Source organism: Saprospiraceae bacterium (assembly GCA_016717265.1).
Classification (GTDB): domain Bacteria; phylum Bacteroidota; class Bacteroidia; order Chitinophagales; family Saprospiraceae; genus Vicinibacter.
On sequence record JADKFX010000001.1, the window covers coordinates 3,076,362 to 3,091,910 of the forward strand.

At 32.3% G+C, this 15,549-nt stretch carries 13 protein-coding genes; 5 read left to right on the forward strand and 8 right to left on the reverse strand.

Annotated features, from left to right (window positions below; genetic code table 11):
* Window positions 1-101: 101 nt before the first annotated feature.
* A complete protein-coding gene (locus IPO86_12045) occupies window positions 102-641 on the forward strand; it encodes a helix-turn-helix transcriptional regulator (protein ID MBK9728837.1) in 540 nt (179 codons plus the stop codon).
* 392 nt (window positions 642-1,033) lie between these two features.
* Window positions 1,034-1,255 (forward strand): hypothetical protein, encoded by a 222-nt coding sequence (locus IPO86_12050; GenBank protein ID MBK9728838.1) that lies wholly within the window; start codon window positions 1,034-1,036, stop codon window positions 1,253-1,255.
* A gap of 116 nt (window positions 1,256-1,371) precedes the next feature.
* Here IPO86_12050 and IPO86_12055 read toward each other — a convergent pair whose 3' ends face one another.
* The 7 genes from IPO86_12055 to IPO86_12085 all read right to left on the reverse strand — a co-directional run bounded on the left by IPO86_12055 (window position 1,372) and on the right by IPO86_12085 (window position 11,607).
* Window positions 1,372-3,759: a glycosyltransferase gene (locus tag IPO86_12055; protein ID MBK9728839.1), complete on the reverse strand. Its 2,388-nt coding sequence runs from the start codon at window positions 3,757-3,759 to the stop codon at window positions 1,372-1,374.
* Window positions 3,749-4,792, reverse strand: coding sequence for a pesticidal protein Cry7Aa (locus tag IPO86_12060; protein MBK9728840.1), 1,044 nt, complete (start codon window positions 4,790-4,792; stop codon window positions 3,749-3,751). The genes IPO86_12055 and IPO86_12060 overlap by 11 nt, the downstream gene beginning before the upstream one ends.
* 226 nt (window positions 4,793-5,018) lie before the next feature.
* Entirely contained in the window at window positions 5,019-5,195 is a 177-nt protein-coding gene (locus tag IPO86_12065; GenBank protein ID MBK9728841.1) for a hypothetical protein, read from the reverse strand.
* Window positions 5,196-5,260: 65 nt separating this feature from the next.
* Window positions 5,261-5,599, reverse strand: a complete 339-nt coding sequence (locus tag IPO86_12070; GenBank protein ID MBK9728842.1) for a cupin domain-containing protein — start codon at window positions 5,597-5,599, stop codon at window positions 5,261-5,263.
* Between the two features lie 134 nt (window positions 5,600-5,733).
* Window positions 5,734-5,919 carry a CsbD family protein gene (locus IPO86_12075; protein MBK9728843.1) on the reverse strand — a complete coding sequence of 62 codons (186 nt, stop codon included), beginning with the start codon at window positions 5,917-5,919 and terminating at the stop codon, window positions 5,734-5,736.
* 388 nt (window positions 5,920-6,307) lie between these two features.
* Entirely contained in the window at window positions 6,308-8,338 is a 2,031-nt protein-coding gene (locus IPO86_12080; GenBank protein ID MBK9728844.1) for an outer membrane beta-barrel protein, read from the reverse strand.
* Between the two features lie 11 nt (window positions 8,339-8,349).
* A complete protein-coding gene (locus IPO86_12085) occupies window positions 8,350-11,607 on the reverse strand; it encodes an Ig-like domain-containing protein (protein MBK9728845.1) in 3,258 nt (1,085 codons plus the stop codon).
* Between the two features lie 472 nt (window positions 11,608-12,079).
* Between IPO86_12085 and IPO86_12090 the strand changes: the two genes are divergently transcribed.
* The 3 genes from IPO86_12090 (at window position 12,080) to IPO86_12100 (ending at window position 14,425) form a co-directional block, all read left to right on the forward strand.
* Window positions 12,080-12,862 carry a M48 family metallopeptidase gene (locus IPO86_12090; protein MBK9728846.1) on the forward strand — a complete coding sequence of 261 codons (783 nt, stop codon included), beginning with the start codon at window positions 12,080-12,082 and terminating at the stop codon, window positions 12,860-12,862.
* A 152-nt stretch (window positions 12,863-13,014) separates the two neighbouring features.
* Window positions 13,015-13,689 carry an OmpA family protein gene (locus IPO86_12095; GenBank protein MBK9728847.1) on the forward strand — a complete coding sequence of 225 codons (675 nt, stop codon included), beginning with the start codon at window positions 13,015-13,017 and terminating at the stop codon, window positions 13,687-13,689.
* 43 nt (window positions 13,690-13,732) lie between these two features.
* Entirely contained in the window at window positions 13,733-14,425 is a 693-nt protein-coding gene (locus IPO86_12100) for a PorT family protein (protein ID MBK9728848.1), read from the forward strand.
* 185 nt (window positions 14,426-14,610) lie between these two features.
* On the opposite strand, the gene IPO86_12105 is transcribed toward IPO86_12100, so the two are convergent.
* Entirely contained in the window at window positions 14,611-15,510 is a 900-nt protein-coding gene (locus tag IPO86_12105; GenBank protein MBK9728849.1) for a YihY/virulence factor BrkB family protein, read from the reverse strand.
* Between the last annotated feature and the right edge of the window lie 39 nt (window positions 15,511-15,549).

The window sequence follows — 15,549 nt, forward strand, 5'->3', positions numbered from 1 at the left end:
GAAATCGGAAAAAATTGCTTATCAAAGAAACAAATACTATAATCGACAAAACAAATTCTTTTAATACCTAATAGAATATATTGATATTATACATTAAATACATGGTTAGCTTACGTTGTAAGTTGATGGTTAAGGATGAGCTAAAAAAGCTAGGACTTCACTTTGTAAATGTAGATTTGGGAACTGTTGAAATATTAGAAGAAATTAGCATTGTCCAACGCGATCTGTTAAAACAAAATCTGCTCAAATCAGGCCTCGAACTGATGGATGACAAAAAAAGTATTTTAATTGAAAAAATTAAGAATGTAATAACTGAAATGATCCACTACTCAGATGAATTACCTCAAGTCAACTATTCAGATTATATAAGTGAGAAATTAAAATACGATTATAACTATTTGTCAAATATATTTTCTGAAGTCAAAGGGATCACAATTCAGCAATTCATCATTATAAATAAAATTGAAAAAGTAAAGGAGTTACTACTTTATGACGAATTAAATTTGACTGAAATTTCTTATAAATTGAATTATAGCAGTGTTGCCCATTTGTCCAATCAATTTAAAAAAATCACAGGCCTTTCACCCTCTTTTTACAAACAACTCAAACAGAAGAGAAAAGGAAATCTTGAAAGCATATAAATCACAATGCACAAATGCATTGATATTATAGTAAATTCAAAATTAGTAAATATTATCATCCATTTATTGGTTCTAAAGTGGTTTACTAAAACCAACGAACTTTAGTGCGTTTAGATTAAAATACATTCGCAAATTATGCTATATGCTTAAGATAAAAACTTACAAAACAAATAACATGATTGATACAATTCTGTTTTTTAACAATTATTCAATGTATTTCAAATCCTATAAAATAAACTCTGAAATTGAAATTCACACATCTTAATCGGGTTTTTATCCTATATTAACTACTAAATAAGTAAATTATGTAAATTTAATTGCTAAATTTGCAAATAACATGGATGTTTTCATTTAATATTTGCATTGAAATCTTTCAATAAAAGCTAATTGCTATGGAAAAAAAAGACCAAACTGCTGCACCCTTCAAAATAATTGGAAATTGGGACATCCAGTCAAAACAATTAAAAAAATATTATTCTCAGTTAACTACAGCAGATTTGAAATTCGAACCAGGTAAAGAAGATGAACTCATTAGCCGAATGGAGCTTCGATTAAACAAATCCAGAGAGGACATAATAAAAATAATCAGAAAAGGATTACCTATCAGATATTAGTTTGTAAATAATCACCTAATTTGCTTTAAAGCAAAACCATTTTTGCTAAAGAAATATAAGGAGTTCCACTTGAGGTATATTATTAATTTTAATTGCCGAAAACAATAATCTGCTACCTACTCATATAGATCTTTCGAGTATTTTTCAATTGTTAGTCTTGCCATTAAGTAACTTACTGTAGATTCTGCACCCTGATTTAAATTTACATGATTTTCTTCAAGGCCGTCAAAACAACCACCCGTACATGGATTGTAAATGATTTGATGCAAGTGATTGTTTCCAAGAAACCAATTGAATGCTATTTTTAATTTATCTAAATACTTAGGGTCTTTATATTCCGAATAAAATTTATCCAAAGCAAGAATTGTATATGCCACATCTATAGGTTGCTCTCCATGAAGTGCTGGTTCTATGCCTTTATGTAGCCAACTTGAATTTGAAATTACTTTTATTTTATTCCCATTAAAAGTGAGTGATAACAAAAAGTCAAAAGAGCTCTTCGCAATTTCTTTATACACAGGTTCAGCGGTTTCCAACCAAGCACACAACATGGCTTCAGGTAAAACACTATTTGCATATGTCATATAGCTTTCAAACCATTGCCAATGATGTTCTGCTTCATGTTTATACATTTGCACTAAACGGTCAGCTAATAATTTAATAAGCCTCGATACCCTACTCGATCTTAGTTCCAAATTACTATAATATAAACCTTTTATACTAAATGCCATTGCACGTGTAGAATGCAAATTTTCCATATGAATGAGAACAGAATCCAAAATAACTTGTGCTTCTATAATCAACTCGACTGGAATTAGTTTTTTCTTCGATATTAAGTAACCAAGTGACCAAATGGCTCTTCCCATTGAATCCGCAAGATTTGTTTCCTGGTTTTGCGTCGTAAAATTTTGGTATTTATCAACATAATTTAAAAAATTACCGTCTTTTTGAAAACAGAACTTAATAAAATTGAAGTAAATTCTTAACAAGTTCAAATCTTTTAAATCACCAGTCAATTCATAATGCATGCAAACTGCAACCAATGCCCTGGCATTATCATCCAAAGTATAGCCGGACTCAATATCTGGTTTATTGATTTTCGAAAATTGAATCATTCCAAATTCAGTCGTTAACTTTTTTACAAAATCAAGAGAAACTTCCGGTAAACGATATTGCAATTCTATAATATATTTAAATTGATTTTTTGAATCCTCCACTTTTGTTACTCCTGGATCTACCTTAGAATTCATTTGAATTGCCCCTGCCACTTTTTGAAGTAATATAGCATGGGTTATTGCAGAATTTTCCCAGGATGTTGGTACAATTCTTTGCAGCGTATTTGAACTAAATGCTTTTCTCTTTGGCTCATCTTTCATTAATAAATTAACTCCTTCTGCTAATTGTTTGGCGTCCTGAAAGTCAATAATTATCCCAGTATCATCACGGAGGACTTCCTTAGCATGTGGAATCGGTGTTGAAACAATAGGACAAGCGCAACTCATGGCATAAGAAAACGTACCACTAACAGCTTGATTTGGATCATTTGAAGTAAAAAGATAAATATCCGTAAGTTGTAAATACTCCAACAAATCTTCTAAAGGAAGATAATTATTAATAAATTTAACATGATCGGCTAATTTCAACTCCGCTACTTTCATCTGTAAATTATTCCGATAGATCTCTCCTTCTCGTTGTACTACGCCAGGATGTGTCTTACCAATAATTAGAAAAATAGCTTCAGGTATTTCCTCTATTATTTCAGGCAAAGCGCATAGGGTTGTTTCAATTCCTTTTCCTGAACTTAATAAACCAAATGTAGACAGCACCTTTCTTCCTTTTAAATCATATTTTTCTTTTAGTGATTCCTTACTTAAATGAGGCACCAGGTGGGTCCCATGTGCTATTACATTAATTTTTGAATCTACCACACCATAGTCTTCAATTAGAACAACTGAAGAATTTTTAGTCATCACAATTACGGACTCACATGCTGCACAAATTCGCTGAACGTTTAAACACAATTCTGGATTTGGTTTTGGTAATACAGTATGAAAAACAATAATAACTGGTTTACTCAAACTATATAAAAATTGCAGAAAATAAGATTCCCTCTTATTCGTAAAAAAACCAAATTCATGTTGAATTAAAACCAGTTTAATTTTTTCTGTTTCATTAATATTTAAAGCCAACTCTAAATAATTATAAGAATTCTCAGTATCCAGAGTATAAAACACCTCTTCTGGATACGTATAATTTTTTGCACCCGATTCTAATGCGCAAACTTTCAATTTAAAGGAATTGCTAAATTTATTATTAAGAGCCCTTAATAAATCTTGAGAGTACGTTGCAATTCCACATTCACGTGGAGGGTAAGATGTTAAAAATAATATTTCCGGAAGATTCTCACTTTGAAATTCAGTTTTCTTTTCATCAACAGAAACTCGTTTAATTATGGGTGGCATGGAGTAATCACCTACGTGACTTAATACTAATTCACTCTTCATGTGTCTTTACATTAAGTAATAATTCTGAAATGAGTTCCGTCAAGTTTACGGAAGCACAAGCTATCCGCTCATCTGCTGCTCCATAATAAATATATAATAAATCATCAAAAACAACTGAGCCAGTTGGAAAGCAGACATTATTAACTTCACCTTTTAGCTCCCATTCAAGCTCTGGTTTAAACAATGGATAAGGCAATCTTGCAATTTCAATAGTAGGATTTTTTAAATCCAATAAAGCAGCGCATGCTGAATAAACATAACCTTTATTGGTATCATGAACGCCATGATAAATTACTAACCATCCATCTTTTGTTTCAATTGGAGGACATCCACCACCAATATAACTTACTTCATGATCATACTTTGGACTGAGCAAAATATGGTCTCCAAGATTCATAAAATAATTTTCCCAATAATCCTTCGTCAAATCCTGCAAATCATTAATAGATGCAATCTGAATATCTGGTCTAACGCGATGCAAAAAATATAACAAACCATTAATTCGTTTTGGAAAAAACATCACATTTTTATCCCAGAGCAAGATCTTCTTGCCTGGCTTAGTAAGTAAATGATCTCTATTATTATACCGATTATATTTTTCATTTATGGTTCCTTTACAAGTTGCCAAATGTTTAAATTCATCATAGGTAAGTTGCGGAACCATTAATCCTTGTTTTTCAAACTGTTTTAAATCTTTTGAAAAAGCCACGGCACCCAAAGCATTAACTCCATCATAAGCAGTATAACAGAGATAATATTGTCCATTGATTTTTGAAATTCTTGGATCTTCTACTCCATGAGATTCAAACTCAAATTGTGGAAACAGAAGTGGCATATCCAATCTTTCTTCAACAAGCAAAGGTCCGTTCAATAAACAATAACCAATACTTGAATAATTCCCTTTACTAACTGCCCTATAATACAGATGGACTTTATTTCCTACTCTTATAGCGGCAGGATTTAATACTCCTTCGTTTTCAAAGCCAGAATCTGTTTTATTTAGAATTACTCCGTGCTTAGTTACATTTACCATAGCTTCATTTTACTTAAATCAAAAATTAAGAAATAAAATTGCATCTTTCTACAATACAAAAATTTTATACACTTTACTAAAATATACTTTATAAAAATTTAAAACAAGAAAAAATAGCAATGCACAATTGGATTAAATTTGATTTCCAAACCAATGCAAGCAACACGTCTTCAATAGTATCAAGAAGTACGTTTAACAAAAGAGACCAAGCAATTAACAAGTCTAATTAAGACTTCTTGCCCCCGGATTTTTGATCATTCTTAGCAATAAATGAATCAATTACAGGCGACTTACCATGCCCTCCCTTACTTTCTGATTTATAATCCGAAACAACTTTACTTTTCCCGGATGATCTATCAGCTGGTGCTTTTTTTAAATTCTTAGTTCCTTTATCTTTACTCATAAAATAAATATTTTAAGATAATTTACAAAATCAATTTAATTATTAAAACGCATTCAAAAAGAAGCCTATTCATAACCACTTTTTATGACTGTTTGAATCATTTTAAATCGAACATTTGGTTTTACAAAATTTGCAGTATGCGCAGGAATCACAATTGATTGACCTGTTTCTAAAAATTTAGATTCACCACTTATAACAATTTCAGCTTTCCCTTCAATAATTTGAACAAAAGTGTCAAATGGGGATGATTTTTCAGTTAAACCTTCTCCATTATCAACAGACATGACACTAATATTTCCTGTAGACTTTTTTAAAATTGTTTTAATAACCACAGAATTTGGTACATACTCAATGATTTCTACAGTTATAAAAGCTTTAGCTTTTTCGAGCTCTATACTATTCATAATTACCAAAATTGAAAATATAAATATTAAATTTACTAAAATTTTGATAAAATATTAGATTCTATCGCATCTTTAAAAAGGACCGGAATACTGTATATTAATATTATAAACAGTATTCCATTCCTAAAGTTGTATTAAAGCGCTGCCAAAATTGAAAGCAATTCCTCTTTTGTTTTACCCAGCTTTAATTGAATTTTCCCTAACATCTCATCTCTATTTCCTTCTTCAAACATCAGGTCATTATCAGTCAAAATGGCAAATTTTTGTTTCAATTTACCTTTTTGTTCATTCCATTTACCTTTTAATTCAATTTTATCCATAATTCTTAGATTTATCCGAGAAACTCGGTAACCGCAAATGGCGGATCATTTGTGAAAGAATTTTCACATCCAAAGGTAAATTTTTAGAATCCATTCAAGTTGCATAAACAAATATATAATTTACATTAATCACACATTCGGTAGTCAGTGAACCCAATCCATAGAATAAAATATCAAATGGAAAATAACCTCTAAAATCTTAATTATAGCTTCCTGAATGCACTTCCTATATACGAATAAATATCATTTTGAGTAAAAACGAAGGAAGCTACTGCGTATCAGGACGTAAGATTAAATATACTATTTTAAAAAATCATTTAATAAAAAAGCTTACCTATTAAAATAGGCAAGCTAATATAATAAAAAATACTTCAAAACAAAATTTGAATTATTGACTATTTTTTGCAATAATATCAATAATCACTGTCCGATTATAAAAGCGTTCTTCCGGATAGTTATTTTCAAATGGTGATAAATTTTGGTCCTCACCAAAACCATAAATTTCAAATTGGACATCCTTTCTATTAACCTTTAATAAACCATTTTCCAATATTTTTAAAACATCGTTAGCTCTCGCTAAGGATAAATTCAAATTGTGAAACTCCTCTCCAATAATATCTGTATAACCATGTATTAGAACGGTCGCATCTACTGGTATTTTAGGTACAACGACTTCCGTTAGATACTTTTCATATATATCAATAGCTTTAGAATCATCAAATTCATATAATATACTATATCGCAATCCTTCTGCACTTTTTGGAGGTGTCCAAAGCTCCATATGTACCATGGTTTCCTTCTGCACTGTTTTGCCACTTTTCGTTATCCCAATCATTTTTACCTTATAATCACCTTCCGGTTTATTGCCTAAAATTGAGTTACCTGGAATGCTTATATGTTCCTGATAATAAGGTCCATAACTTTGCTTAACAGATTTTTCATCAGTAATTTCTAAACTCCACGAAGAAAATGCATTATTCCCTCCATCCACATTAAATGAAACATAGCTGTCTAGAGGTGCTTCCTGGGTTAAAATTATTTCTATTGGTTTTAATGCAGCCTTTGGCCCATTTTGAAACTCCATTAAAAGCTCTGTTGAATTACTTTCAATTGAAACTCGATTATCACCTTCACGCAATAACTCCAAATCTAACGTTGCACCTGGCTTTTCAGATGGAATATTTGGCTTATCCTGACCAATTGTATTGATCCGCATTGTATTAATACCAAATACATCAACCAAATAATTTTCAATTGCAGCAGCCATCAATTGACCATCCTTTGGACCTTTCTCTGATGAGCCAACTAAGCTAATGGTAGCTGTAGGATTTTTATCCATACGATCACCCAGTATATTTAGAATATTATAATAAACAATCATTTGTCTTTTGGATCTACCTGATAAATTTTTAGGTGCAAATAATTCCAGATTATCAATTTTAAAAGCTTTCACTTGTTCTTTCGATAATAATTCATATCGATTTGAAATTGTCGTGGAACCCGTATCAAAAAATACATAATTTCTTAATGGAAAGATTTCTCGAACGGTACGATTCACAGGAATGTTTTTAGGGGCTTTTACATAAAAACGAACTTCAGAATCTTGAATCAATACTTCTGCTGGAGCAGGAATCAATTTTCCTAAACCAAATTTAATTGCAGCACCTACTCTAAGTGTATTTATATTCCAGGTTTCAGTTGAACGCGGATCTTGTCCAAAATATGGTTGATACGAAACAAATGGAGATAGCACAAATTGCGTACGATTTCTTAGTGATGACAAATGAATATCATAACCAGCTCCTATTTGCATCGAGATAATTGTTTTGTTGATATCACTTAAATCACCATTTACATCAGGAGTTGGCTCTTGTTCAGGATAATCCGGATTAATACCCAATGAATAATTAAATGACTTCGCAATATTAAATGCAAAACGAGGACCTCCGAACAAATAAAAATTTGATTTAAATGGAGCCCATCTAATGCTTGGTTCTATAGAAAGATAACTAAGGTCTGTTGATAAATCAGCAGGACAATTACAGGGTGTTATCACTTGGGTAAATGAACCTTTTCGACTATCATACCCAGCTTGCAACATAAAACCTAAACCAGAACCTGGCATATAGAATTCAATTGTTGGTGCTGCAAAAAGACTCACACTGTTTCCTTCATGAAATGCAACCGGTGCTGAAAAATCAGCATTCAATTTTTGCGTTGAACCTTGGTAAAAATTAAAATTTGCACCTGCCGCAGCTCCAAACCACCAAGATGGTCTGGTATATTGAGCTTCTTGTGCAACCGACGAAACTGAAATGCCGGCAATTAAAATAAATAGTAAGAATACAGAATTTAGTACTCTGTGTTTAAGTGTTCCAATGAGATGAACATTTTTTGAAAAATATATTTTAGATTTCATAAATTTAATTTTTAAGGTTTGTTGATAATGTTTGTACTAGTCAATACAATGGCTCCATTAATGCAAAGCATTCTCCCCTCAGCTGTTGCACCTGAATTCATTGTTACAGAAGTTAATGCTAAAATATTTCCTTGAAAAGAAGTAAAGTCACCTATGGTAGCAGAACTTCCAACTTGCCAGAAAACATTATTAGGTTGTGCACCTCCACTAAGTATGATATTGCCACCTGCTCCACCAATCGTTGTAAAGCTCGATGCAACCTGGAATATCCAAACAGCATTTGGATCACCTTGAGCATCCAATGTTAAATCTCCATTAGCTATTAATAAGGATGAATTTGATTTATAAATACCCGGAGCTAATGTTTTTCCACCTTGATCACCAGAAACAACATTGGGTGCTGGAATTGAAGCGCCTTTTGCAAAATTATACGCAGCTGTTAAATCATTTTTTGCTTGAATCAACATGGCTGCAACTCCTGGTGGTGATACATCATCTGAAGCATAAATCGCACCATTCACAACAATGCCTGGAGGAAACCCTGTAACTGACGATCTCACCCCTGGACTAATGCCTATATCCATATCATGGATTTCACTAAATCCTGCATTATTACTTACTCCGACTCCTGCAATTATTCCAAATCGTGCAACCGATTTAAGATCAACGAAAGGAGCACCACCTGATGTTTTTGTCGTAAATGTCCATACATAATCATTCACCAAAGCTACGCCTGCAAGATTTTTCACAGCGGTTGTTATAGTCGCTTTATAAAGTGTATTAGGGATTAGATTATTCGTTGGATTAAATGAAGCTTTCAAACCAGAATATGATATTGTTCCTGAAACCGGAATATTTCCATATGATAATAAAAAACTAGTTCCATTAATAGTTAATGGGTCCATAGGCATATTAAAATTTGCTTCTAATGTCTGATCATAAACAACTGAAATTTCATTATTCAATGGAATCGTTGATGTCACCATTGGAGGTGCCAACATTAAGGTAGTAAATGACCATATGTAATCATTCTCGAGTGAAATACCAGAGGTGTTTTTTACTCCAGTAGTTATAGTCCCTGAATAAATTGTATTTGCAATTAAAGGAATACTTGGGGTAAACGTAGCTGTAGTGCCTGCATAGGTAACAACTCCAAGAACTGATATTCCATTATGTTTAATTGTAAATGTAGTATTTGTAATTGTCAATGGATCCATTTGGGTACTAAAGCCAGCTGAAATAATTTTATTTAACGGCACTCCTGTAGCGTTATTTAAAGGATCGGTAACGATGACCGTTGGTGGAGAAACCGTTAATGTAGTAAACGTCCATACATAATTAGCAGCAAGTGCAACACCCGCAACATTCTTTGCTAAAGTTGTAATGGTAGCCGTATAAATCGTGTTAGATTTAAGTGCTGCAGATGGAGAAAAACTTGCTGTAATACCATTGTAAGAAACAATACCTGTTATTACGTTAATTCCTTCTTTCAAAGTAAAACTATTCGTATTAATTGTAGAAGCATCCATTTGTGTGCTAAAATTGGCTTTAATTATTTTATTTAGGACAACAGAAGTAGCGTTATTTAAAGGATCGGTAGATATTACTGTGGGTGCAGGAACCGTTACCGTTGTGAATGTCCAGATATAATTAGCTGCCATTGCAATTCCAAAAACATTCTTAACACCAGTTGTAATGGTAGCTGTATAGAGTGTATTTGGTTTTAAATTGGCAGAAGGAATAAAAGTTGCTGTTGTACCAGAATAGAGGATGGTACCATTTATAACACTAGTGCCTTGTCTTAAAATGAAAGTACTTGCATTTATAGATGTAGGATCCATTGCCACACTAAATTTTGCTGTTATAATCTTAGATAGTGCAACTTCGGTTGCGTTATTTGAAGGATCCGTAGAAATAACTGTAGGTGGAATATTATTTACTGTTGTGAATGTCCAAATATAATTATTCGCAATGGATGTACCTGCTAAATTTTTGACACTTGTAGTAATCGTTCCAGTATAAATAGTATTGGGCTTAAGCGAATTTATGGGAATAAATGTTGCCTTCGTACCAAGGTAAGAAACACTACCTTGAACTATGTTGGAACCCTCTTTAATAATAAAACTAGATGTATTTATTGTCAATGGATTCATTTGCGTACTAAAAGTTGCAGTGATTATTTTATCAAGTAAAACACCGGTTGCATTATTCGATGGATCTGTTGATATAACAGTAGGTACAACGATGGTACCTGTACTAAAAATCCATGTATAATCATTTCCCATAAGAGTACCGACCAAATTCTTTACTGCACCGCTAATAGTAGCGGTATACGTAGTATTTGAAAGTAAAGGATTCGTTGGTGTAAAAACTGCGGTAAGGCCAGAATAACTAACCACTCCTGGAATCGCAACAGCACCCTGCTTAATAGTAAAATTCGAATTAGTTATCGAAGTTGGATTCATTGAAACACTAAAGGTTGCAGAAATTTTCTTAGATAATGCTACATTTGTTTCATTGTTAAATGGATCTGTTGAAATCACCGTTGGTGGAGTTAATGCCAAGGTTGTAAAATTCCAGATATAGTCGCTAGCAAGCGAAGTTCCAGTAGTATTTTTTATTCTTGTTGTAAGAATACCTGTATAAACTGTATTTGCATCTAATGAAAATGTCGGGATAAATGTTGCTTTATTCCCTGAGTAACTCACTGTACCTTCAACTGCAATGCTACCATTTTTAATTAAAAAACAAATTTCACTGATGGTCAAAGGATCCATCGGCATGCTAAATGTTGCCGAAATTACTTTATCCAATACGACCCCTGTTTCACCACCAAATGGATCTGTAATAATTACTAAGGGTGCCATCGTTATACCTGTGGTAAACGTCCAAACATAATCCACTTGTAAAGCATTTCCGACAGTGTCTTTAACTGCCCGTGTTACACGACCTGTATAGGTTGTATTTTCTTGAAGCAGACTACCCGGTGTAAAAGTTGCAGTCAGTCCACTATATGAAATCGTCCCGCCTACAGGAGATATTCCAATAATCGTTAATGAATTCAAGTCAATAGTTGCTGGATTCATCTCCTTATTAAATGTTACGGTAATAATTTGATTCAATGGCACTCCAGTTGCCCCGTCTGTTGGATTTGTAGAAATTACAATTGGACACAAACCAACGATTTCTGTAAAATCATCTTTTTTGCATCCATCTATTAAAGCCACGCCAACTATTGCAATGTTTAACAATAGGGTTTTTATATTCATAATATTGATTTTAACATCCGCAACTTGGCGGAGACTTCGTGAAAATATTTTCACAACACAAAGTTGAGAACCAGAAAATGTTTGTCGTTACAAGAATACAATTGGATGTTACATAATTCACATATAAATAATTATATGAAAAAGATGTTTCTAAAATTATATCTACAATTTCAAAATTTATAAATCAATAAAATTCCAATAACTAAAAATTTCATATTAAAATTTATAAAATAATGAATCCCGTGGATTTATTAAGATAAATCAAAAAAAAACAATAGCCAAGTACTAATCAAAACCTCTAAACATGGAAATCATACAACAAATAATTAAAATATTACAACTGCTTAATGATTCTAGTCCTGAAATTTGCAGGTGTTAAAATTTTGTTCAAACAAGAAAATGTCTCAAAATGAATTTTAATAATCATTTACTAAATAATTACTTTAAAATAAAGAAACCCATATGCTTCTTCATGCTTCTTCTCGTTGCATTTAGCTGCACAAAAAATCTTGTAACAGGACGAAAACAATTAAATCTTGTATCGGAATCTGAATTGCAGGTAATGGCTCTAAAGGAATATACAAACTTTTTAAGTACAAACAAGGTGCTCAGTACGAGTTCAAATAAAAATGCCGAAATGGTAAAACGTGTTGGAACTAAAATTGCCAACGGAATAAAAACCTATTATGACAGCAAAGGTCAAACATCCATTTTGGAAGGTTATAAATGGGAATTTAATTTGGTTGAAAATAATGATGTTAACGCATGGTGCATGCCAGGTGGCAAAGTAGTTGTATACACGGGTCTTTTGCCAATAACTAAAAATGAAAATGCATTAGCCATTGTGCTGGGTCATGAAATTGCACATGCCGTAGCACAGCATGGAAGTGAACGCATGAGTCAAGGATTATTACAACAATTAGGTGGCACAGCATTGCAAGTCGCATTATCAAGCAAACCAGTGGAAACACAAAATTTATATCTAGCTGCTTATGGAATAGGAAGTACTGTTGGAGCCATTTTACCGTTTTCCAGAAAAGAAGAAAATGAGGCAGACCAATATGGACTTTACTTTGCTGCAATGGCTGGATATGACCCAAATGAAGCGATCCCATTTTGGCAAAGAATGGCTTCCACGGGTTCATCAAAACCACCTGAATTTTTAAGTAGTCACCCATCAGACAAAACTAGAATAGAAAAATTGAAAGCCAATATGCCACAAGCTATGAAGTACTATAAAACTGCTAAAAAATAAAGCAAAAAATAATTAAATTATACATATTAGAAAACGCCTTTTATAAAATAGCAATTGCCTATAAAGCGATTTGAATATAGAAAATACGGAATCATCTGAAATACAAAAGCACAATATATTTTTTATAAATAATAAAGTAAAATTAAATACAAATGAAAATTTCACAAATTAGTTTTGTTATACTCTCCATTCTAACGATCAGTTGTTCAAGCTGGAATAAAACACAGAAAGGTGCAGCCGTTGGTACGGCTGGTGGCGCAGCAGCAGGTGCCGTAATTGGCAAAGCCGCTGGAAATACCGTTTTAGGTGCCATTATAGGAGCCACAGTTGGCGGGGTAACGGGTGCTGTTATTGGACGAAAAATGGATAAGCAAGCCGAAGAATTAAAAAAAGATATTCCAGATGCTAAAATAGATCGTGTCGGTGAAGGGATTGTAATTGAATTCAATAGTCAAATTTTATTTGATTTTGACAAATACGAACTAACTTCTGATGCCCGCACAAACCTTTCTAAGCTAGTTACCATTCTCCAAAAATATCCTGACACAAATATTGAAATACAAGGACATACTGACAATAGCGGAACCAAAAAATATAATAATAAATTATCAAAAAACAGAGCCAAATCCGTTTCAAAATATTTAGCTGCAACAAATATTTCTAACTCGCGACTAAGTATAAAAGGATTTGGAGAAAGCGAACCAAAATATTCAAATAATGAAAAAAATGGACAAGCTCAAAATCGTCGTGTCGAGTTTTTGGTATCTGCAAATGAAAAAATGAAAAATGACTCGGCAAAAGAAGCAACCACCTCTAGTAATAATTAATTAAATTTATTAAATAAAAATAATATAAAATAAAATACTAACTATGAAAAATATTGTAATCGTATTACTAATTATATTTAAAACTACAATTTGCCTTCAATCACAAGCAACAACTGAAAATTCAGGATTTGGATTCGGAATTCGAGCTGGTGTAAACTTTCAAAATATTAATGGCAAAAATGCAATTGACAACACTCTTAAGAATGATTTATTAATCGGATTTCATGGAGGTTTGACACTAGATATCCCAATTGCACCAGAGTTCTATTTTCAAACTGGTCTCCTTTACAGCACAAAAGGAGCTAAAAACAATGAAGAAATTTTAGGTCAACCAATCAAAAGCACCATTAGCATTGGGTACCTAGAGCTTCCCTTGAATTTCTTATATAAACCTGCATTAGGAATGGGCCATTTATTACTTGGCTTTGGACCCTATGTTGGATATGGAATTAATGGTAGCTTAAAATATGATGGAAACTTATCCAGTTTAAATGGAGATATCAAGTTTCAAAATAAAGTAAATATAACTGACCCAATAAATACAACATACTTAAGGCCCCTTGACTTTGGTGCAAATATCTTAATTGGTTATGAATTTAGTAACAAAATTTCATTTCAGTTAAATGCACAACTTGGACTTACAAAAATAAATCCAGAATATGAAGGATCCGTGAATGACAAAACAGCTATAAAAAATACTGGTTTCGGACTTTCACTAGGATATAGATTAAGATAACATATTGCTTTATTGTTAATATTAAAAGCTGCCTGAAAAGGTGGCTTTTTCTATTTCTTATTTTAAACAAAACATCGGCTTTTTACACCCCCATTCAAAACCACCAATTATAAACATAACACTATTAAATTGAAATCGATCGATTCAAACTTAGCAAAATCGAAGAAAAATAATAACACCCCTAATTAAGATCCTTTGATTATCTGAACAGAATACTTATAGGGCACTATTTTCTGTCCATGTGTGATCGCATAAACCTTTGTAAATTCAGCTCCAAAATACAGAATTATTGCAGAATAGTAAACCCAAACCAATATTAAAATTACAGAACCTGCTGCTCCATAAACAGATGCAATCGCAGAACTGCTAAGATAAGCCCCGATAGCAAATTTACCAATCATAAAAAGAAATGCAGTGAAAGATGCGCCAATAATACAATCCCGTAAAACAATTTTGCCATCTGGTAAAGCTTTAAAAATAACAGTAAACAATAGTGTAATTATCAGAAATACAATAATTATATTAATACCATAAAATAAATAGACAGTATCCTTAGGAAAATAATTAGCTAAACGTTTACTCATAATATCCATTAATGCATTCACAATTAAACCCACCATAAGTAAAAAACCTACGGATCCAATCATAGAAAACGACATCAAGCGATTTTTAAGAAATTTTAAAAAAGCCCGTTTTGGTTTTGCTTTGATGCCCCAGATATAATTTAAAGAATCCTGTATCTCAGAAAAAACACCAGAAGCACCTACCAATAATATAAACACCCCAACAGTGGTAGCAAATGTATTTGCATTGGATAGTTTTACATTCTTAATTGTTTCTTGAATTTGAAGCGCTACATTATTACCCACTAAGCCATTAATTTGGCCGAATAATTCACCACGAACAGCCTCTTCTCCAAAAAATATACCACATAAACTAATGATGATAATTAACAACGGTGGCAATGAAAAAATCGTATAATAAGACAATGAAGCACTTAGTTTAATTGCATCGTCCTCTATAAATTCATGAAAACTTGCTTTCATTAAATAAAAGAAATTTGTGTGCATTTTTCTTAATTCCATAATATATTAATACTTCCTGTTAATAAATAAGTTGATAAA